The sequence below is a fragment of the Desulfomicrobium salsuginis genome, assembly GCF_054657795.1.
This window is the reverse complement of record NZ_BAAHYA010000002.1, coordinates 89787-108500: the sequence shown is the minus strand read 5'-3', so window position 1 is coordinate 108500 and position 18714 is coordinate 89787. Positions and strand designations below refer to the sequence as shown.

At 64.7% G+C, this 18714-nt stretch carries 20 protein-coding genes; 10 read left to right on the top strand and 10 right to left on the bottom strand.

The genetic code is table 11. The features are described 5' to 3' along the window. Positions 1 to 77: 77 nt before the first annotated feature. From ACYQ3G_RS07730 to ACYQ3G_RS07715, 4 genes are all read right to left on the bottom strand, one after another. The gene (locus ACYQ3G_RS07730; protein WP_459824427.1) at positions 78 to 749 is read right to left on the bottom strand and encodes an amino acid ABC transporter permease; all 672 of its coding nucleotides are present in this window, start codon (positions 747 to 749) and stop codon (positions 78 to 80) included. Continuing rightward, positions 746 to 1516: an amino acid ABC transporter ATP-binding protein gene (locus tag ACYQ3G_RS07725; protein WP_028577416.1), complete on the bottom strand. Its 771-nt coding sequence runs from the start codon at positions 1514 to 1516 to the stop codon at positions 746 to 748. Before ACYQ3G_RS07725 ends, ACYQ3G_RS07730 begins: the two co-directional genes overlap by 4 nt. A gap of 3 nt (positions 1517 to 1519) precedes the next feature. Further along, a complete protein-coding gene (locus ACYQ3G_RS07720) occupies positions 1520 to 2188 on the bottom strand; it encodes an amino acid ABC transporter permease (RefSeq protein ID WP_459824425.1) in 669 nt (222 codons plus the stop codon). A gap of 94 nt (positions 2189 to 2282) precedes the next feature. After that, positions 2283 to 3026 (bottom strand): ABC transporter substrate-binding protein, encoded by a 744-nt coding sequence (locus ACYQ3G_RS07715; protein ID WP_459824423.1) that lies wholly within the window; start codon positions 3024 to 3026, stop codon positions 2283 to 2285. A gap of 205 nt (positions 3027 to 3231) precedes the next feature. On the opposite strand from ACYQ3G_RS07715, the gene ACYQ3G_RS07710 reads away from it, so the two are divergent. Further along, complete coding sequence (locus ACYQ3G_RS07710; protein ID WP_459824421.1) at positions 3232 to 4131, top strand: DMT family transporter; 900 nt, start codon at positions 3232 to 3234, stop codon at positions 4129 to 4131. A gap of 800 nt (positions 4132 to 4931) precedes the next feature. On the opposite strand, the gene ACYQ3G_RS07705 is transcribed toward ACYQ3G_RS07710, so the two are convergent. The 4 genes from ACYQ3G_RS07705 to ACYQ3G_RS07690 all read right to left on the bottom strand — a co-directional run bounded on the left by ACYQ3G_RS07705 (position 4932) and on the right by ACYQ3G_RS07690 (position 6339). Beyond that, positions 4932 to 5306, bottom strand: a complete 375-nt coding sequence (locus ACYQ3G_RS07705) for a helix-turn-helix domain-containing protein (protein ID WP_459824418.1) — start codon at positions 5304 to 5306, stop codon at positions 4932 to 4934. Next, positions 5303 to 5557 carry a type II toxin-antitoxin system RelE family toxin gene (locus ACYQ3G_RS07700; RefSeq protein WP_459824416.1) on the bottom strand — a complete coding sequence of 85 codons (255 nt, stop codon included), beginning with the start codon at positions 5555 to 5557 and terminating at the stop codon, positions 5303 to 5305. The genes ACYQ3G_RS07705 and ACYQ3G_RS07700 overlap by 4 nt, the downstream gene beginning before the upstream one ends. Before the next feature lie 190 nt (positions 5558 to 5747). Further along, complete coding sequence (locus ACYQ3G_RS07695; RefSeq protein WP_459824414.1) at positions 5748 to 6068, bottom strand: hypothetical protein; 321 nt, start codon at positions 6066 to 6068, stop codon at positions 5748 to 5750. Continuing rightward, complete coding sequence (locus ACYQ3G_RS07690) at positions 6061 to 6339, bottom strand: hypothetical protein (protein WP_459824411.1); 279 nt, start codon at positions 6337 to 6339, stop codon at positions 6061 to 6063. Before ACYQ3G_RS07690 ends, ACYQ3G_RS07695 begins: the two co-directional genes overlap by 8 nt. Before the next feature lie 292 nt (positions 6340 to 6631). Between ACYQ3G_RS07690 and ACYQ3G_RS07685 the strand changes: the two genes are divergently transcribed. The 3 genes from ACYQ3G_RS07685 (at position 6632) to gndA (ending at position 9233) form a co-directional block, all read left to right on the top strand. Next, positions 6632 to 7348, top strand: coding sequence for a CHAP domain-containing protein (locus ACYQ3G_RS07685; protein ID WP_459824409.1), 717 nt, complete (start codon positions 6632 to 6634; stop codon positions 7346 to 7348). A 2-nt stretch (positions 7349 to 7350) separates the two neighbouring features. Beyond that, positions 7351 to 7719, top strand: coding sequence for a cupin domain-containing protein (locus ACYQ3G_RS07680; protein ID WP_459824406.1), 369 nt, complete (start codon positions 7351 to 7353; stop codon positions 7717 to 7719). 110 nt (positions 7720 to 7829) lie between these two features. After that, positions 7830 to 9233 carry an NADP-dependent phosphogluconate dehydrogenase gene (gene gndA / locus ACYQ3G_RS07675; RefSeq protein ID WP_459824405.1) on the top strand — a complete coding sequence of 468 codons (1404 nt, stop codon included), beginning with the start codon at positions 7830 to 7832 and terminating at the stop codon, positions 9231 to 9233. Positions 9234 to 9301: 68 nt separating this feature from the next. On the opposite strand, the gene gpmI is transcribed toward gndA, so the two are convergent. Together gpmI and rsfS are read right to left on the bottom strand one after the other, a co-directional pair. Beyond that, positions 9302 to 10837 (bottom strand): 2,3-bisphosphoglycerate-independent phosphoglycerate mutase, encoded by a 1536-nt coding sequence (gpmI, locus tag ACYQ3G_RS07670; RefSeq protein WP_459824403.1) that lies wholly within the window; start codon positions 10835 to 10837, stop codon positions 9302 to 9304. Then, on the bottom strand, positions 10834 to 11193 hold the full coding sequence (gene rsfS, locus ACYQ3G_RS07665) for a ribosome silencing factor (protein ID WP_459824401.1): 360 nt from the start codon (positions 11191 to 11193) through the stop codon (positions 10834 to 10836). The genes gpmI and rsfS overlap by 4 nt, the downstream gene beginning before the upstream one ends. A 278-nt stretch (positions 11194 to 11471) precedes the next feature. Here rsfS and ACYQ3G_RS07660 point away from each other — a divergent pair, with 278 nt between their 5' ends. The 6 genes from ACYQ3G_RS07660 (at position 11472) to ACYQ3G_RS07635 (ending at position 18710) form a co-directional block, all read left to right on the top strand. Continuing rightward, a complete protein-coding gene (locus ACYQ3G_RS07660) occupies positions 11472 to 12773 on the top strand; it encodes a phenylacetate--CoA ligase family protein (RefSeq protein ID WP_459824398.1) in 1302 nt (433 codons plus the stop codon). Positions 12774 to 12824: 51 nt separating this feature from the next. Then, a complete protein-coding gene (locus ACYQ3G_RS07655; protein ID WP_028577425.1) occupies positions 12825 to 13256 on the top strand; it encodes an ACT domain-containing protein in 432 nt (143 codons plus the stop codon). A 189-nt stretch (positions 13257 to 13445) separates the two neighbouring features. Continuing rightward, a complete protein-coding gene (locus ACYQ3G_RS07650) occupies positions 13446 to 15626 on the top strand; it encodes an ATP-binding protein (protein ID WP_459824395.1) in 2181 nt (726 codons plus the stop codon). Then, positions 15623 to 16600 carry a radical SAM/SPASM domain-containing protein gene (locus ACYQ3G_RS07645; protein ID WP_459824393.1) on the top strand — a complete coding sequence of 326 codons (978 nt, stop codon included), beginning with the start codon at positions 15623 to 15625 and terminating at the stop codon, positions 16598 to 16600. Before ACYQ3G_RS07650 ends, ACYQ3G_RS07645 begins: the two co-directional genes overlap by 4 nt. Further along, on the top strand, positions 16555 to 17487 hold the full coding sequence (nudC, locus tag ACYQ3G_RS07640) for an NAD(+) diphosphatase (protein WP_459824390.1): 933 nt from the start codon (positions 16555 to 16557) through the stop codon (positions 17485 to 17487). The genes ACYQ3G_RS07645 and nudC overlap by 46 nt, the downstream gene beginning before the upstream one ends. A 110-nt stretch (positions 17488 to 17597) precedes the next feature. Beyond that, positions 17598 to 18710: an NAD(P)/FAD-dependent oxidoreductase gene (locus ACYQ3G_RS07635; RefSeq protein ID WP_459824387.1), complete on the top strand. Its 1113-nt coding sequence runs from the start codon at positions 17598 to 17600 to the stop codon at positions 18708 to 18710. Positions 18711 to 18714: the final 4 nt, after the last annotated feature.

The window sequence follows — 18714 nt, the reverse complement described above, 5'->3', positions numbered from 1 at the left end:
GTTCTTTGGGATGATGGCCCGGCCGGACGGCCGGGGATGCGGGCGGACCGGCGAACAGGCCGGTGCGCCGCTGAAATCTAATGGCCGAAGCCCGGAATTTCCAGTCTCTTCTCCAGCCGGCGCAGGCCCCAGGAGGCCACGGTGACCAGGGCCAGGTAGTACACGCCCACGACCATGAAGACCTCGCTGAAGCGGAAGGTCTCGCTGGCCACGATCTTGGCCTGGCCCGTCAGCTCGAAGCAGGTCACGACGTAGGCCAGGGACGAGTACTTGATGAGGTAGACGATCTCGTTGCCGCACCCGGGCAGGGCCCGCCGGAAGGCCTGGGGGATGATGATCCAGACCAGGGTCCTGAAGGTCGAGAAGCCCAGGGCCTGAGCCGCCAGGACCTGGCCGCGCCGGATGGAAAGCAGCCCCCCGCGGATGTACTCCGAGTGGTAGGCCGCGCTGCACATGATGAAGCCGAGCACCGCCGCCGTGTAGGGCTTGAAGTAGATGCCCACGTTCGGCAGCCCGAAATAGAGAATGAAGAGCTGGATGACCAGCGGCGTGCCGCGAAAGAGCGCCGCGTACCCGTTGGCCAGGGGTGAAAAAATACGCCCGCCGTAGGCCCGCAGGCTCCCGACGACCACGCCCAGGGCCAGGCCCAGCACGGCCGAGGGGATGATGAGCTTTATGCTCATCAGCACGCCCTCGTTCAGGGTCGGGATGAGCTTCTGCAGCAGGAAGGCCAGTTCCCCGCTGATCACGGCGTGCAGCCCTCGACTTCGAGGATCTGGGAACAGAAATCGAGCGTTCTCGTGCCCGAGCCCTCGGCCAGCAGTTCCCTGGGGCTGCCCTGCTCGATGATGCACCCGTCCTGCATGAACAAAACCTCGTCGGCCAGGGCGCGGGTGAAGCCCATCTGGTGGGTGGCCATGACCATGGTCATGCCGTTCTGGGCCAGGCTGCGGATGACGGTCAGGACTTCGCTGACCAGCTCCGGGTCCAGGGCCGAGGTGGGCTCGTCCAGGAGCATGACCTTGGGGTCCATGGCCAGGGCGCGGGCGATGGACACGCGCTGCTTCTGGCCGCCCGACAGCTCCGCCGGATAGAGGCGGGCCTTGTCGGACAGCCCCACTCGCGAAAGCTCGGCCATGGCCCGGTCCCGGGCCTCGGCCTTGCCCATGCCGCGCACCTTGCGCAGGGCGATGCTGACGTTGTCGATGGCGGTCAGGTGATCGAACAGGTTGAAATCCTGGAAGATCATGCCCACCTGCTGCCGAAAGCCGCACAGGGCGCCGGCGTTGTGCGGGTCCACGTGGCGGCCTTCCAGCTCGATTTCACCGCGGTCGGGCAGGATGAGGTAGTTCATGCACTGCAACAGCGTGCTCTTGCCTCCGCCCGAAGGGCCGATGAGCACCTTCATCTCCCCTTCGTAGAGATCGAGGCTCACGGACTTGAGGATCTCGCGGCCGCCCAGCCTGACGGAAAGGCCCTGCACCCGCATCAGCGGCGTCTTGTCGTTGGTCTTCATGGTCTAGTGCACATACCCTTTTATTCTGACACGTTTCTCCAGGACCCGCAGGGCGGCCACGCCGGCCCAGGTCAGGAGGAAATAGAGCACCGCCGCGCTGATGTAGAGGGGCAGGTGCTGGTAGGTCCGGGAGGCCACGAAATGCGTGCGGGCCATGATCTCGCTGGCCCCGAGCACGAAGGCCAGAGCCGAGTCCTTGAGGATGATGGAATACTCGTTGGACCAGCCGGGAATGGACAGGCGCAGGGCCTGGGGCAGGATGATGGCCCGGATGGCCAGGGCGTCGGACATGCCCAGGGCGCGGGCTGCCTTGAGCTGCCCCTTGGGCAGGGACAGGATGGACCCACGGAAAATTTGCGATTGGTAGGCCCCGCTGGTCATGCCGAGTACGATGGTCGCGGCGGCCACAGCGTTCAGGTTCAGGCCGATAAAGTTGAACAGTCCGAAATAAAAGAGAAAAAGGAGCACCAGAATGGGCACGCCGCGAAAGAACCAGACATAGGTGTCGCAAACGAAACGCACGGCCCTGCCGCCGTAAACCTGCCCCACGGCCAGGGGCACGCCGATGAAAAGACCCAGGAACATGGCGCCGACCACCGCGGTGACGGTGACGGCGGCGCCCTGCAGAACAAAGGGCAGGGCGTCGAGGAGGACGGTCAGGGTTTCGTTCATGTCCGGGTTGATTCCTTCAGGGTCTGGAGGCGGCAAAAAAACGGGAAGGCCGGGACGATTCCGGGCCTTCCCATGGATTCACGCGGCGAGGGGCCTACTTGTTGAGGTGCTTGGCGATGAGCTCTTCCCAGTAGGGGTCGGCCTTGAGCAGTTCGAAGCCCTTGTTCAGCTTGTCGAGCAGTTCCTTGTCTTCCTTGCGCACGGCGGCGCCGAATTCCTCGACTTCGCCGAAGATGCCGATGATCTGCACGGGCTTCTTCTTCTCGGCGTCGCGGGCCGGCGGATAGTTCATGGCGGCGGCTTCGATGCGGCCGTTGACCAGGTCTTCGATGGCCATGGGGGCGGAATCATAGTACTTGATGGTGAACTTCCAGCCCTGCTTCTCCTTTTCCTCGGCCATCCACTTGGCCTCGGAGGTGCCGGCCTGCATGCCCACGGTCACGTCCTTGCCGTAGATCTCCTCAGCTGTGAGCTTGGAATCCTTCTTGGTCACGAAGACGTTCTTCACTTCCCAGTAGGGAGTGGTGAAGTTGACCTTTTCGGCGCGTTCCGGGGTGATGGTCATGCCGGAGCAGATGAAGTCGATCTTCTTGGCCAGCAGGTTGGGGATGATGCCATCCCAGTCCACGGGCACGTGTTTGACCTTGAAGCCCATCTTGGCCGCGATCCAGTCCACGGCGTCAACGTCGAAGCCGCTGGGCTTGCCGCTCTGGTCCACAAAGGCGAACGGCGGATAGTTGGCGTCGATGCCGTTGATGAAGACCTTTTCCTCGGCCAGGGCCGGGCCGGCAACCATGCACAGCAGACAGGCGATCACGAAAGCAGCACGTTTCAGCATGTTCTCCATCCTCATGAAAAGGTTTGACAAAAAATGGGCTTCCCCCACAAGTACGTCGAAACCGGACCGGCGGCCTTAAAACCTTTCTGGTCGTCGGCACAGTTCAATCTGCGGTGCCGTGCGGGCAAAACCGAATGATTTGCAGCCTCACTCCGCAACAGAGTCGGTAACTTCATTTTTCGAAAACCGCAACTCGGACACGGCCATGGAAAAGCGGACCAACCAGAAGAAAGCCTACGCCCTCGGCCTCGCGGCGGTCTGCCTGTGGTCCACTGCGGCCACGGCCTTCAAGCTGTCCCTGCGCCATCTGGGGCCCGAGCCCATGGTCTTCTGGGCCAGCCTGACCTCCGCCGTCGTCCTGGCCCTGGTGCTGGCCGTCCAGGGCCGCCTCGGTGAACTCAGGACCCTGTCCTGGACCCGGGCGCGTTTCTCCCTGGTTCTCGGCGCCCTGAACCCATTCCTCTACTATCTCGTCCTCATCCGCGCCTACGACCTGCTGCGCGCCCAGGAGGCCCAGGCCATCAACTACACTTGGGCCATCACCATGAGCCTCTTGTCCATCCCGCTCCTCGGGCAGCGCATCCGAGGCCTGCAGTTCGTGGCCATCGGCCTGAGCTACCTCGGGGCCCTGGTCATCTCCACCCACGGCGACCTGCTGGGCTTCCGCATGGAGAGCCCCACGGGCTTCGCCCTGGCCATGGGCAGCACCGTCATCTGGGCCCTGTTCTGGATTTTCGGCATCCGCGACGACCTGGATCCGAACCTACGCCTCTTCCTCAACTTCTGCTGCGGAACGATCTACACCGGCGCCTGGGCCCTGCTGGCCGGCTTCCCCCTGACGCCGAACCTCCCGGGCCTGCTGGGCGCGGCCTACATCGGCACCTTCGAAATGGGCGTGACCTTCGTGCTCTGGATCTCCGCCCTGCGCCTGTCTCGCACAACGGCCCAGGTCAGCAACCTCATCTACCTGGCCCCCTTCCTGTCCCTCTTCATCATCCACTTCCTGGTCGGCGAAGCCATCCTCCCCTCGACCCTCGTCGGCCTGGCCTTCATCCTGGCCGGCACCGCCGTCCAGAAACTGGCCGACCGCCAGACCGCCCCATGACCCGCCGCCGCTTCCTGCTCCTCGCCGCCCTGTCCCTGCTGAACAGCGCCCTGCTCGCCTGCACCCCACCCCCCAAACGCCGCCGAATCGCCTGCCCCTACCCCCTTTAAAAGCCGCCAAGAATGCCTCCGGCGGGCAGGGGACACGTCCCCTGCACCCCATGCACGACTTTCTTTCCTCACAACCCTCCGCACCGCCTCAAGCGGTCCGTCGCGGGCCGGGCAAGGGCTGTCGGTTGTTCGACCGATCCAGGCATCGTTTGCTTCCCGGCCGTCAAGCGCTCAACGCGCCGCTCTCTGCCCATAACTCAAGGCCGGGAAGCATTACGAGGCCCGCGAGGAAGTTCCGGCAGCCCTTGCCCGGCCCGCGACGGAACGCGATCCCCACAAAGAATGCCTCCGGCGGGCAGGGGGCTCGCCCCCTGCACCCCATGCACGCCTTCATTCCCCCCCTCTCCGCACTGCCTCAAGCGGTCCGGCGCGGGCCGGGCAAGGGCTGCCGGCTGTCCGACCGAGCCAGGCATCGCTTGCTTCCCGGCCGCCAAACGCTCAACGCGCCGCTCTCTGCCCAAAACTCAAGGCCGGGAAGCATTACGAGGCCCGCGAGGAAGTTCCGACAGCCCTTGCCCGGCCCGCGACGGATCGCGACTCCCAGGAAGAATGCCTCCGGCGGGCAACATCACGTAAACTTTCCTGCGTCCCAAAACTTGAAGCCCCCTTAGATTTTGATCTCCTTGGAGGCTTCGGGTTGGCCACCGACGATCCCGCAGGTAACCGAAATTTGTGCAAGCGGAGTTGCAATCAGTCAACAAGATCATCCATACCCACCCGCAACACCTCCGCCAGCCTCTTCAGCAACTCCACGGACAAACCCCGCTTACCACCTTCAATCTGCGAAATCGCCGAAGACGTGACCCCCGCCGCGGCAGCCAAGGCCGCGGTCGTCATGCCGCGATGCTCGCGCCAGACCCTGACCGGATTGTCCCCGCGCACCAACCGCTCAACAAGTTCGGAAGGATAGGTCTCCCCGCCGTCGTCGATGTCCGCCATAGCCTTGTCGGCATCGACAATATCCTGGAGTTCTTCGAGACGATCCACCATTACCCGATACTCGTCCCACGGAACCACGGCGTAGGCGGGGTTTCCCGACTTGTTTTCAATGATCTGGACGTTCATTTGTACACATCTCCTCTGGTTCCTATCTTGAGCACGAGCACGACGAGCTTCCCGTCATCGATATCGAGAATGGCCCGGTACTCTCCGACCCGCAAACGATGATATGGGCTATTGGTCATCCTGATCAGGTCCCCCTTGAAGGTCGATCTGTCCGCATCGATCTCGCGCACCGCCGACATGATGTCCTCGGCCCTAGCCCTAGGCATTTTACGAAGATATTTGAGCGCCTGCTTGCTGTACGTGATGGACATGGAAATAATTAACTCTTAGTTATTAATCTGACAAGATAATAATTACACAAGCCATTTCACTCACCATCATAACCAGTTCAACTCGGACCCGAAAGTAACGTGCTTCCCGAAAAGCACACTTCCTCGTTCCCAAAAACGTGAATCCCCGCCTTCGCGGGGATGACGTCCACTTATTGTGTCGGCGTGGGCACTATTTCTTTCCATATGCCGCATCATGGTCCGGAGCGATGGTCAGAAACCGCATAAACTCGCCGTCACGATACGCTGTAGCGCGGCGAGCCTGCGTGATGCGCATTGAATAGAGCGCATCTATGCCTTTAGGCGGTCTTATGCTCGTAATCTTTTCCCACTTCAGACCTGGATCGCGGTACACTTGGTTCCACGTCAGCTGACGAATCTTGTTCAGGGTATCAAGAGCTGCGTGGCGTTCCGCTTTCTGTAACGCGAGCAGTTGCTCTTGAAAGACCGGGTTGTTGAGATCGAGGCGGACTCGCCCTTCGCGGCTACTCATCGTGTGCAAGCTGCCTGAGCGTTTCTTCAGAATCGGCATCCGATGCAGAATGGGTGATGGACCATGACAAGGCCGTTTGCAGATCAGAAGCCGCCTGCGGCTCATGCAACCAGCATTCGTTATCCGGAATGACCGTGGCGGTCCGCACAAGCCAAACACCAGGCTCGCGTTCTTCCACCAACACCTGTCGGCCCGCATACTGTTTTCCTAAAGATATCTGTCCGTTAAGACCAACAACCTTAACCTGCGAAGCATGTCCCATAGCTGCCATATCATGCTCTCCTTACAATATTCGTGCTGCACGAAATATTTATAATGGTAAACTCGCTCCCGTCAAGGATGTGCCACCGCAAGAAAAGCAAAGCCGTCACCTGGTGCGCATGGATCACAGCGACGCCCCGGAAGACTTACGCAAGGCCATAAACAGCTTTTGGGAAACAGAGCGCCATGAACTTCGTTCATACCTTTCCATTTCGGCTCAACCGTCCCGCACGATTGACGCAGCCTGCCCCCAGACACTACAGGGCCCGGACAATCACCACTGCACCCTCAAGGAGAATCGGATGCGCCGCCGACCCAACGCGACCTTCATATTGCTGACCCTGACCTTCCTGGCCCTGACCGCCTGCTCCAAATCCGCGCCCGGACCGGCCCAGCCCGCGGCCCCCACCCCGCCGGCCGCTGCGCAGGAGGCCCCTCTTCCCCCGCAGAACGCGACTGCCCCGTCCGCACCGCAAACGGACAGCCGCACCGGCGTGCAGCAACCCGCCACGGACGGGACATGCCTGGAATGCGAGTCCGTGACGCCGGACAAGGACCGCGCCGGCTGCTTCAAGCTGCGACCCGGAAAGGCCGTCAAAAACAAGAAGGGCAAGACCGTCACGGGCCGCTGCGAACCCCAATGCATCCCCTACGCCCGCTGCCGCAGCGGGATCATGACCTGCCGCCTGGGCGACACGGGACCCATCGAGTGGTTCGAATGCGCGCGCAAGAACAAGAACACCTCGTCCGTGCCCAAGGCGGGCTCCATCATGGTCATCGGCTCCGAAAAAGGGCACAGCATGACCACGGGCCACCTCGGGTACGTGGAGGAAGCCTGCCCCAACCCCGACGGAACCTGGACCCTGCGCTTCAGCCACACCAACTTCGACCGCAAATGCCACCTGGATCTGGACGCCAAGGTCCTCTTCAACCCCAAGACCATGCGCGCCGCGTTCCAGAGCGGCCCCTGGAAGCCCTGGGCCAAGGACTTGAAGATCCTGGGCTTCATCCTGAGATGAGCATGCGGCCCCTTGTCCTGCACCACCACCCCGCGCGCGAGTACTTCTTCCACGAGGGCTGCTTCATCACGGAACTGTCCAACGGCGAACACGACACCGCCGTGTCCATGGCCCGGGCCCGCGTGGAACCGGGCCGCACCACGGCCTGGCACGCCCTGCGAGACACGGTGGAACGCTATCTCGTCCTCGAAGGACACGGGTTGGTCGAAATGGGCGACCTGCCGCCGCACCCCGTGGGACCGGGCGATGTGGTTCTCATCCCGTCGGGGTGCAGGCAGCGCATCGCCAACACAGGACACGCCGACCTGATCTTCGTGGCCGTCTGCACGCCGCGCTTCACCCCCGAGGCCTACATTCCCCTGGAAGGCTGACCTCGGAGACGGAACGCGGGACATGCCGCCCTCGCCTTGCCGCGAGCGGCGCAAGGCTGTAACGTCGAGGCATCAGCATTCCCTCAAACCCGCTCATCCGGGGGCCCGCAATGTACGATAACGACATCGCCGTCGTCGGTCTGGCCGTCATGGGCCAGAACCTGGCCCTGAACATGGCCCGGCACGGCCTGGGCGTGACAGTCTACAACCGCACATGGGAGAAAACCGAGGCATTCATGGCCGGCCCGGCACAGGGCGCGCCCATCATAGCAGCCATGGACCTCAAGGCCCTGGCGGCCTCCCTCAAAAAGCCCCGGACAGTCTTTCTCATGGTCAAGGCCGGCAGCGCCGTCGACGACCTGCTGGACGAACTGCTGCCCTGGCTCGAACCCGGCGACATCGTCATGGACGGCGGCAACTCGCATTTCGAGGACACGGCGGCGCGCGTTCTGCGGCTGCGGGACAAGGGCGTGTCCTTCCTGGGGGTAGGCGTGTCGGGCGGGGAGAAAGGGGCGCTGCTCGGCCCGAGCATCATGCCCGGCGGGCCGCGCCAGGCCTGGGAGCGCGTCGTGCCCATGCTCGCGGCCATCGCGGCAAAGGCCGGCGACGGCCGGCCCTGCACGGGCTATATGGGGCGCGACGGGGCCGGACATTTCGTCAAGATGGTCCACAACGGCATCGAGTACGGCGTCATGCAGCTTCTGGCCGAAGCCCACGATCTGCTCCTGCGCGGGCACGGCATGGAGGCCCGGGCCCAGTCGGAGGTCTTCGACGAGTGGAACGCGGGCAGCCAGGCGTCCTTTCTGCTGGAGATCACGGCGGACATTCTCGCCCGCCGCGACGCGCTGACCGACGCCCCCATCCTCGACGTCATCACCGACACCGCCGGCAGCAAGGGCACGGGCTTGTGGACGAGCCGCAGCGCCCTGACCCTGGGCGTGCCCGTGCCGACCATCACCGCCGCCGTGGAGGCGCGCATGCTCTCGAACCTGCGGGACCTGCGCCGCATGGCCGCGCCCCTGCTGCCAGGACCGCGCGAAACCCCGCCCCCTGCCGACCGCGAATGCCTGGGCCGGGCCCTCTTCCTGGCCACCTTGGCCGCCTACGCCCAGGGCTTCGCCCTGATCCGGGCCGCCGAGGAAGCCTGGGGCTTCGGCCTCGACACCTCGGAAATCGCCCGCGTCTGGCGGGAGGGGTGCATCATCCGCGCGGCCTTCCTGGACGATCTCGTCCACGATTCCCCCGCCCGTTCCGACGCGCACAACATCCTGCTGTCAGGCGCTTTCGACGCCCACGTGGCCTCCGGCCAGGCGGCCCTGCGCAGGACCGTGTCCCAGGCCGCGGGCTTCGGCGTCCCGACTCCGGGCCTGGCCGCGTCCCTGGCCTATTACGACAGCCTGCGCAGCGCCCGCCTGCCGGCCAACCTGATCCAGGCCCAGCGCGACTACTTCGGGGCCCACGGCTTCGAGCGCACCGACATGCCGGGCGTCTTCCACGGCCCCTGGGAGGAATGAAAAACGCCGGTCGGACCGGCGTTTTCTCGTTGGGTGCTCTGGTGTGCGGGCGCCTTGCGCCCTCGTCGTCACAGCTGGACGAGGAGGCTCTCGCCCGTCATCTGGACGGGCTTGGGGATGCCCATGATGTGCAGGATGGTCGGGGCCACGTCGGCCAGCCGCCCGTCCCGGACACGGTAGCTCCCCTGCCCCACGTAGATGAAGGGCACGGGGTTGAGGCTGTGGGAGGTCTTGGCGTTGCCGTTCTCGTCGAGCATGTCCTCGGCGTTGCCGTGGTCCGCCGTGACCAGGAGCGTCCCGCCGGCCTTGGCCACGGTCTCCATGACCCGACCCAGGCACTGGTCCACGGCCTCCACGGCCTTGACCGCCGCCGGGATGACCCCGGTGTGGCCGACCATGTCCAGGTTGGCGAAATTGCAGACCACCAGGTCGTACTTCCCGGCCTCCAGGGCGGCCACCAGGGTGTCCGTAACCTTGAAGACGCTCATCTCGGGCTTGAAGTCGTAGGTCGGCACGTCCTTGGGCGACGGCAGCAACTCGCGGTCCTCGCCGGAAAAGGGCGTCTCCTGCCCGCCGTTGAAGAAATACGTCACGTGGGCGTATTTTTCGGTCTCGGCCGTGCGCAGCTGGGTCAGCCCCCGCTCGGACACCACCTCACCCAGGATGCGATCCAGGGTGACGGGCGGGAAAAGCGCGGGCAGGTCAAAATTCTTGTCGTAGCGGGTCATGGTCACAAAACCCGACAGGACGGGCTTGCGCGGCCGGTCGAACCCGGTGAAGGCCTCCTCGGTCAGGGCCCGGGTCAGCTCGCGGGCGCGATCGGCCCGGAAGTTGAAAAAGAGCACCGCGTCCCCGTCCTGCACCAGACCCGCAGGATGTCCGTCCTTCAGCACCACCCGCGGCTTGACGAATTCGTCGTTCTCGCCGTTCTCGTAGGCGTCGCGTACGGCCTGGGCCGCGCTTTCCGCCGTCAGCCCACGCCCTTCGGTCAGGGCCGCGTAGGCCAGCTCGACCCGGTCCCAGCGCTGGTCGCGGTCCATGGCGTAGTAGCGGCCCGAGACGGAGACGATGCGGCCCGCACCCAGGCGCGCCAGATCGCCCTCCAGTTCCTCGACGTAGCCCAGCCCGCTGCGCGGGGGCGTGTCGCGGCCGTCCAGGAAGGCGTGCACGCAGAGGTCCGCCACGCCGTGCCCCTTCAGGGCCGAGACGAGGGCCACCAGATGGCTCTGCATGCTGTGCACGCCGCCGTCGGAGACCAGGCCCATGAGGTGCACGCGCCCCGAACCGGCCGCCGCGGCCCGGGCCAGGTTCACGAGCACGGGGTTGACGGCCAGGGAGCCGTCCTCGATGGCCAGGTTGATGCGCATGATGTCCTGATAGACGATGCGCCCGGCCCCTAGGTTCAGGTGCCCGACCTCGGAGTTGCCCATCTGGCCGTCGGGCAGGCCCACGTCGCGCCCCATGCACTTCAGTTGCCCGCCGGGATGTTCGGCCAGGAGGCGGTCCATGTTCGGGGTCCGCGCCAGGCTCACGGCGTTGCCCGGTCCGGGCGCGGCCTTTCCCCACCCGTCGAGGATCAGGAGCACGCAGGGCTTCTTCATCATTTTTCTCCGTTCAGGACGGCCTCGGGCAGCTCGAAGTCCGCGGCCTTGGAGTAGAGTCCTTCGACATTGTAGAGAGAGCGCGTCTCGTCCTGGAAAATATGCACGATGACGTCGTTGCAGTCGACCAAGACCCACTGTCCGGCCTGCAGCCCCTCGACGCCGAAAAATTCCCACTTCTTCTCCCCGAGGCGCTGCATGATCTCGTCGGCCAGGGCCTGGGCGTGTCTGGCCGAGCGGGCCGTGACGAAAACCATGGCCTCGGTCAGGGGTGAGATGCCGCGCACGTCCAGGGCCCTGATGGCCGTGCCCTTCTTGTCCGCGAGCCAGGTCGCGATCTGACCTATCTTATCTTCCATATTGCGTATCATTCTCCGTTCGTTGTGATGTAAGGCTCAAAGGCGCATTGTCTACGCCAAAACCCGCCACAGGGCAATGAGTCAAACCTTGACGAACATGGCCGGCCAAGGCATAGGACAGCCATGCAATCTATTGTCGATTCAATGCGTTTCCCGATATTTACCGGCCCCTTCCGGGAAGGGGCCACGGTGTAGCGCGCAGCGCGCAGACGATTTCAGCCGCCGTGAACAGCCCCATGTTCACGGCTTTTTCATTTTTTTCACCTGGAGGTTCAGCCATGCTGTTCGACGTGTCCAACGAAACCATGCCGCGGGAGGACCTGGAAGCCCTGCAGCTGCGCCGGCTCAAGTCCCTGGTCGAGAAGGTCTACTACAACGTGCCCTTCTACCAGAACAGATTCAACGAGATGAACCTGCTGCCCGAGCAGATCCGCTCCCTGAGCGATCTCAAGTACCTGCCCTTCACCGAGAAGCAGGACCTCCGCAACAACTACCCCTTCGGCCTCTTCGCCGTGCCCCGGGACAACGTCGTGCGCGTGCACGCCTCCTCGGGCACCACGGGCAAGGCCACGGTGGTGGGCTACACCCAGCGCGACGTGAACACCTGGGCCGAGCTCATGGCCCGCTCGCTCATGTGCGCCGGGGCCAGCCGCCGCGACATCGTGCACAACGCCTACGGCTACGGCCTCTTCACCGGCGGGCTTGGCATGCATTATGGCGTGGAGCGCCTGGGCGCGACCATCCTGCCCATCTCCGGCGGCGGCACGCGGCGCCAGGTCATGCTCATGCGCGACTTCGGCTCGACCATCCTCTGCAGCACGCCGTCCTACGCCCTGTTCCTCTACGAATCCATCATCGCCGCGGGCATGAGCATCGACGACCTGAAGCTCCACACCGGCATCTTCGGCGCCGAGCCCTGGAGCGAAAAGATGCGCGCCGACATCGAGTCCAAGCTCAGGATCAAGGCCCTGGACATCTACGGCCTGTCGGAGATCATGGGTCCCGGCGTGGGCATGGAGTGCTGCGACGCCCAAGACGGCCTGCACATCTGGGAGGACCACTTCCTCATCGAGATCATCGACCCCGAGACGGGCGAACAGCTGCCCCTGGGCGTGACGGGCGAACTGGTCATCACCACCCTGACCAAGGAGGCCCAGCCCCTGATCCGCTACCGCACCCGCGACATCACGCGCATCGACGCCATCCCCTGCCGCTGCGGCCGCACCCACCGGCGCATCGCCCGCATCCAGGGCCGCAGCGACGACATGCTCATCATCCGCGGCGTGAACGTGTTCCCGCAGCAGATCGAGACCATCCTGCTCGAAACGCAGGGCGTAGCCCCGCACTACCAACTCATCCTGACCCGCGAGGGCAGCCTCGACATGCTCGAGGTCAAGGTCGAGGTGGACGAAAAGATGTTCTCGGACGAGATCAAGCATTTACAGCGTATCGAAGCCAAGATACAAAAGAATATCAAGGAATTTCTCGGCGTCACCGCCAAGGTGACCCTGTCCGAGCCGAGGAGCATCGAACGTTCCGAGGGCAAGGCCAAGCGCATCATCGACCTGCGCAACGCGTAATCAACCGTTCGGCGCGGCCGCCCGCGCCCGCAGCCCCTCCCGGGAGGACTCATGAAAGTTGAACAGATTTCCGTGTTTCTGGAAAACAGGGCCGGCCGCCTGGCCGAAGTGACCAAGACCCTGGCCGAGAACCAGATCAATATCCGCGCCCTGTCCCTGGCCGACACCTCCGACTTCGGCATCCTGCGCCTCATCGTCACGGACAACGAGAAGGCCAAGGAGGCCCTGAAGGCCAAAGGCTTCACCGTGGGCCGCACCAACGTCGTGGCCGCGGAGGTCGGCGACAAGCCCGGCGGGCTGCACGCCATCCTGGAGATGCTCAACGCCGGCGGCGTCAACGTCGAGTACATGTACGCCTTCGTCACCCAGAGCGGCCGCAACGCCATCCTCATCTTCCGCTTCGACCGCACGGACCAGGCCATCGAGGTGCTGCAGAAGAACAACGTGCGCGTCCTTTCGGGCGAGGAACTCTACTCGCTCTAGGCGCAGACGACAGAAAGCCCTCGCCGCAGCGGGGGCTTTCTGCATTTCCGGGCCGTCACGCGGCGGTATGACGCAACCCGACCGGAAGTTTCCCATTATATGGCGTCCGACATTGCCTTGGAAGCGCAGGACGGGTATGACCGAATATCACCGTTTCGACATCTCACATCCGGATACGACGCCCATGCCATGAAAGACGCACGATACCGCTCACTTTTCCTCCGGTCCTTCCTGCTGCTCGCCGTCTATATCGCCGTCATCGCGGCCATGACGATGGCCTGGACCCGCTTCGAAAACGACAAGACCCTGCAGGCGACGGACCTGCGGCTGAACGCCGCCGCACGTAGCCTCAAGCTCCTCCTGGCCCCGGACTTTCACGACCGGGCGGTGGACAACAGCTCCATCGGCTTCGACGAGGAGATGGCCAACCGCGAAAGGTTCAACGCCTTCGCCAAGGCCAACGAGCTGATCTACGTCTACACCCTCGTCATGAAGGATGGCGCCCTCTTCTTCTCCGCCCCGACCGTGACCGAGGAAGAGGCCAAGGAACGCAAGGTCTGGTACTTCTGCCCGTACGAGGAGGCGCCGCCGGAATTCTTCGCGGCCCTGCGCGACGGCACGGACGCCTCAGTGTCCTACAAGGACGAGTGGGGCGCTTTCCGGACCACCTGCCTTTACGAAACCAGCCCGACAGGGAAACCGTACCTGAGCTGCGCCGACATGGAGATCCGCGACCTCTCGCGCATCAACGCCACGCACGCGCTGATCGGCTCCGTTGCCGCCCTGCTCTTTCTGAGCTTTCTGATTCCGGCCTCGGGAATCATCCGCCGTTTCTACCGCATGCACATCGACGACCTGAACGTCTCGCACAAGGAAACGCGCGTCCATCTGGACATGCTCGACACCCTGATCCAGCGGCTGCCCATGGGCCTCATGGTCATCCAGCCCGACAACAGGGTCAGCCTGGTCAACCCTGCCTTCACCGCCCTGACGGGGTACGAACTGCGCGACGTCGGCACCCGCAACAGCTGGTTCCGCAGGGCCTTCCCCGAAATCCCGCTCAGGACGGAGATGCTCAGGATCTATGCCCATCGCCTCAAAGGCATCGAAGGCCCTGGAACCCTGGGGCCCGTGACGTGCAAGGACGGGTCGATGCGGCTTTTCGAAATGCAGGCCAGACGCCTCGAGGACGGCCGCACCCTGGCCATCATGGAGGACGTGACCGAGCGCGTGCAGGCCCAGGAAAAGCTGCGGCGCGACGAAGAGCGCCTGCGCCTCATCCTCGACAACCTGCAGGTCGGCATCGCCGTGGTGGACACCGAAGAACGGCGGGTGAGCTACATCAACCCCAAGCTCATGGACATGACGGGCCGCACGGCCGAGGAACTGGTCGGCTCAAGCTGCCAGGATCACATCTGCAGCGCCTGCAACGGCACGTGTCCCGTGCTGGACAAGGGCATCCGCCTCATCGGCAGCGAGGTGCACCTCAAGGACGCCTCGGGCAGGCCCTTCCACATCCTCAAATCGGCCATCCGGACCGAGATCGGCGGCAGGCCGGTGCTCATCGAGTCCTTCGTGGACATCACCAGGCAGAAGCTCGTCGAAGAGGAATTGCTCAAGGCCAAGGAGGCCGCCGAGGCGGCGAGCACGGCCAAGTCCGAGTTCCTGGCCGTCATGAGCCACGAAATCCGCACGCCGCTGAACGGCATCCTCGGCTCCCTGCAGGTCATCCGCGACGTCAAGCTCGAGGACGCAAGCGATTTCATCGCCATGGCCATCGACTCCAGCCGGGGGCTGCTGACCATCCTGCAGGACGTGCTCGATCTTTCGGCCATGGATACAGGGACGCTCTGCCTCGTTTCGCATCCCTTCGTGACCGCAGAACTCATCCAGCCCATCCGCAACTCCCTCCAGGAGGAGGCGCAGCGCAAGGGCCTCACGCTGACCGTGACCACGGGCCCCGACGTGCCGGAGAAACTGACCGGCGACGTCCGCCGCATCCGGCAGGTCCTCTTCAACCTCGTCGGCAACTCCCTGAAGTTCACGCAGCACGGCTCCGTCCGCGTGGAAATTTCCATGCTGCCCCTGCGCAACGGCGCGGGACGCGGCATTGTGCATTTCGCGATCAGCGACACCGGCGTGGGCATCGCCGACGACAAGCTGGCCGCCATTTTCGAACCCTTCACCCAGGCCGACATGGCCGCAAACCGGGAGTTCGGCGGGACGGGCATGGGACTGGCCATCGTCAAGCGCCTGCTGCGCCTGATGGGTTCGAGCGTGTGCCTGATTTCCGAACCGGGCCAGGGCAGCGAATTCCACTTCTCCCTACCGCTTGTCCCGGCTCCGGGCGAAGAGGAGGGGCAGGGTTGACGGCGTCCGGACGCCTGCAGCGCGTCTATGTGGAAATCACCAACGTCTGCAACCTGCGCTGCAGTTTCTGCCCGGGCACACAGCGCGCCGCCGCGTTCATGGCGCCAGCCTTCTTCGGGCGCGTCCTGGAGCAGGTCGCCCCGCTGACCGGCCAGATCTGCCTGCACGTCCTGGGCGAACCCCTCCTGCACCCCCAGTTCCCCGAGATCATGGGACGAAGCGCCGCGGCCGACATCGAGGTCAACCTGACCACCAACGGCCTTCTGCTGGACCGACGGGGCGAACTCCTGCTGGCGGCCCCGGCCCTGCGTCAGGTCAACTTCTCCCTGCAGGCCCTGCGGACCTCTGACGGTTTCGACCGGGACGCCCTGGAGCGCATCCTTTCCTTCTGCCTGCAGGCGATGCGGCAGCGGCCCGAACTCTACATCAATCTCAGGCTCTGGACCCTGGACGACCGGCATGACCCCATGCTGGGCGACTTCAACGCGCCCGTCCTGGACCGCGTCGCGCAGCGCCTGGGCATCGCCCTCCCCGCGCCGACCGCCGGACGCAAGAGCCTGCGCCTGACGGGGCGCGTCTACCTCCACGCCGACACGGTCTTCGACTGGCCGGGCGACCTGACCGGCGAGGCACAGGCGCAAGGCTTCTGCCACGCCCTGTCAACGCATTGCGCCATCCTGGCCGACGGCACGGTCTGCCCCTGCTGCCTGGACGCCGAAGGCCGCCTGGCCTTGGGCAACCTGCACGAAGCCCCCCTGGACGACATCCTGGCCGCGCCGCGGGCCCGCGCCATGCGCCAGGGCTTTGCGCGGGGCGAACTGACGGAGGAGGTCTGCCGCCACTGCACCTATTGCCGCAGGTTCCAAAGCAAGGCACAACGGCTGCACGCAACGCACCGCGCCCAACGCAAACACAGTGAAGAAGCCTCATGGACCATTACAGCCGCTCCGCCCGCAACGCCTTCTCGGGACTGATCCTGAACCGCAAGCCCGCCCGCCCCGCCGCAGACACCGCCCCAAGCGGGCGCGAAGCCTACATCATCGTCAGGGGTGACGAGATCCTCTTCGACGACCGCCTCGGCGAGCCGTTGCTCCTGTCCGCGCGCATGCTCGAAGGATGCGACTGCATCCGCCTGGAGACCCTGCTCCTGGGCGACGACGGCGAGACAAGCTATTTCGCCGTGAGCATCGACCGCCTGCCCGAACGCACCGCCCACTGCATCTCGGGCCTCGGCGTCTTCCAACCGCTGCGGCCCCGGGCGGCGTCCCTTGAGCCGCATATGACGGCCCTGCTGGGCTATGCCCGCTCCGTGGCGTCCTGGCACAACCAGGCCCGCTTCTGCAGCCTGTGCGGCCACCCCACGACGCCCCGTCCATTCTCCCTGGCCCAGGCCTGCACCAACCCGGCCTGCGGCATGGAGCACTACCCGCGCGTCAACCCAGCCATGATCGTGCTGGTCCGCCACGAGGACGAAAACGGGGACCGATGCCTGCTCGGGCGGCAGGCCGGGTGGAAGCCGCGGGTCTATTCGGCCGTGTCCGGCTACGTGGAACCCGGCGAAAGCGCCGAGGACACCGTCATGCGCGAGGTCCTGGAGGAAACGGGCATCCACGTCACGGACATCCGCTATTTCTGCTCCCAGCCCTGGCCATTCTCGAACTCCCTGATGCTCGGGTTCCACGCCAGGGCGACCTCCACCCGCATCCGCCTGAACGACGAGGAACTCGAAGACGCGCGCTGGTTCGCACGCGCCGAGATTCCGGCCCTGCTCGAATCCGGCGTGCTGGCCCTGCCCGCGTCCGAAACCATCTCCCGCCATCTCTTCGACGCCTGGTACGAAGGCCGCATCCCGGCGCCCTGAGGCGGACGGGCGCCATTGCGGCCAAGTCGTTGCATCGCCCCCGAGAGTATGATTAAACATGATCAGGCGGCCTTGCCGCCTCGTCTCCAACTTCATCACGGAGCATAAATATGGGCAGACTCGTCCTGGCCGGAGGCGGCCATGCGCACATGACCATCCTGGCCCACATCCGGGACCTGGTCAGGGACGGCCATGAGGTCGTCGTCATCCAACCTTCCGATTTCCACTACTATTCCGGCATGGGACCGGGCATGCTCGGCCTGAGCTACTCGCCCGACGACATCCGCTTCGCCACCCGCTACGTGGTCGATCGCCAGGGCGGCTCCTTCGTGCGCGCCAAGGTCACGGGCATCGACGCCCAGGACCGCACCGTGACGACCGACTCGGGCCAGGTCATCGCCTACGACGTGCTGTCCTGCAACGCGGGCAGCTTCATCCCCTTCGACAACATCCACGGCGAAACGGCGAACGTCTTCACGGTCAAGCCCATCGAACGCCTGCAGGAGGCCCAACGCGCCGTCGTGTCCCTGTGCGCCGCCAGGACCAAGGGGCACGTGGCCGTGGTCGGCGGCGGGCCGGCCGCCCTGGAGATCGCGGGCAACGTCCGCAGGCTGGCCAGGCACCGCGGGCGTCACGCCCCGCGCATCACCCTCTTCGCCGGCCGCGGCCTGCTGGGGCGCCTGCCGGACAAGATCCGCGACATGGCCCGACAGTCCCTGAGCGCCCAGGACATCGACATCCGTGAGGACGGCTACGTGCAGGAGATCCGCGACGGCGCCGTGCTTCAGGGTGGTATGACGCACCGTCCCGACCTCGTCTTCGTCGCCACGGGCGTACGCCCTTCACGCATCTTCGCCGAATCGGGCCTGCCCACGGGACCCACGGGCGGGCTGCTGGTCAACGAACGTCTGCAGTGCGTCGAGCACCCGGAAATCTTCGGCGGCGGCGACTGCATCGACTTCGCGCCCCAACCCCTGGACAAGGTCGGCGTATACGCCGTGCGCGAAAACCCCGTCCTGTACCGCAACGTCAGGGCCAGCCTGAACGGCCAGCGGCTCATGGCCTTCGACCCGGGTGGCAGCTACCTGCTGCTCTTCAACATGGGCGACGATACGGCCATCTTCAGCAAGGGGCCCTTCGCGTTCCGCAACTCCCTGGCCTTCACGCTCAAGGACTTCATCGACCGGCGCTTCATGCGCCATTTCCAGGCTCTGGAGAAATAGCGCT

What these genes read in the sequence shown, in the direction of transcription:
- ACYQ3G_RS07685 (WP_459824409.1), top strand. Translation starts at nt 6,632, where the DNA reads ATGCGCCGCCGACCCAACGCGACCTTCATATTGCTGACCCTGACCTTC.
- gpmI (WP_459824403.1), bottom strand. Translation starts at nt 10,837, where the DNA reads ATGATGAAGAAGCCCTGCGTGCTCCTGATCCTCGACGGGTGGGGAAAG.
- ACYQ3G_RS07655 (WP_028577425.1), top strand. Translation starts at nt 12,825, where the DNA reads ATGAAAGTTGAACAGATTTCCGTGTTTCTGGAAAACAGGGCCGGCCGC.
- gndA (WP_459824405.1), top strand. Translation starts at nt 7,830, where the DNA reads ATGTACGATAACGACATCGCCGTCGTCGGTCTGGCCGTCATGGGCCAG.
- ACYQ3G_RS07650 (WP_459824395.1), top strand. Translation starts at nt 13,446, where the DNA reads ATGAAAGACGCACGATACCGCTCACTTTTCCTCCGGTCCTTCCTGCTG.
- ACYQ3G_RS07705 (WP_459824418.1), bottom strand. Translation starts at nt 5,306, where the DNA reads ATGAACGTCCAGATCATTGAAAACAAGTCGGGAAACCCCGCCTACGCC.
- rsfS (WP_459824401.1), bottom strand. Translation starts at nt 11,193, where the DNA reads ATGGAAGATAAGATAGGTCAGATCGCGACCTGGCTCGCGGACAAGAAG.
- ACYQ3G_RS07700 (WP_459824416.1), bottom strand. Translation starts at nt 5,557, where the DNA reads ATGTCCATCACGTACAGCAAGCAGGCGCTCAAATATCTTCGTAAAATG.
- ACYQ3G_RS07695 (WP_459824414.1), bottom strand. Translation starts at nt 6,068, where the DNA reads ATGAGTAGCCGCGAAGGGCGAGTCCGCCTCGATCTCAACAACCCGGTC.
- ACYQ3G_RS07720 (WP_459824425.1), bottom strand. Translation starts at nt 2,188, where the DNA reads ATGAACGAAACCCTGACCGTCCTCCTCGACGCCCTGCCCTTTGTTCTG.
- ACYQ3G_RS07690 (WP_459824411.1), bottom strand. Translation starts at nt 6,339, where the DNA reads ATGGCAGCTATGGGACATGCTTCGCAGGTTAAGGTTGTTGGTCTTAAC.
- ACYQ3G_RS07715 (WP_459824423.1), bottom strand. Translation starts at nt 3,026, where the DNA reads ATGCTGAAACGTGCTGCTTTCGTGATCGCCTGTCTGCTGTGCATGGTT.
- nudC (WP_459824390.1), top strand. Translation starts at nt 16,555, where the DNA reads ATGGACCATTACAGCCGCTCCGCCCGCAACGCCTTCTCGGGACTGATC.
- ACYQ3G_RS07710 (WP_459824421.1), top strand. Translation starts at nt 3,232, where the DNA reads ATGGAAAAGCGGACCAACCAGAAGAAAGCCTACGCCCTCGGCCTCGCG.
- ACYQ3G_RS07680 (WP_459824406.1), top strand. Translation starts at nt 7,351, where the DNA reads ATGCGGCCCCTTGTCCTGCACCACCACCCCGCGCGCGAGTACTTCTTC.
- ACYQ3G_RS07635 (WP_459824387.1), top strand. Translation starts at nt 17,598, where the DNA reads ATGGGCAGACTCGTCCTGGCCGGAGGCGGCCATGCGCACATGACCATC.
- ACYQ3G_RS07660 (WP_459824398.1), top strand. Translation starts at nt 11,472, where the DNA reads ATGCTGTTCGACGTGTCCAACGAAACCATGCCGCGGGAGGACCTGGAA.
- ACYQ3G_RS07725 (WP_028577416.1), bottom strand. Translation starts at nt 1,516, where the DNA reads ATGAAGACCAACGACAAGACGCCGCTGATGCGGGTGCAGGGCCTTTCC.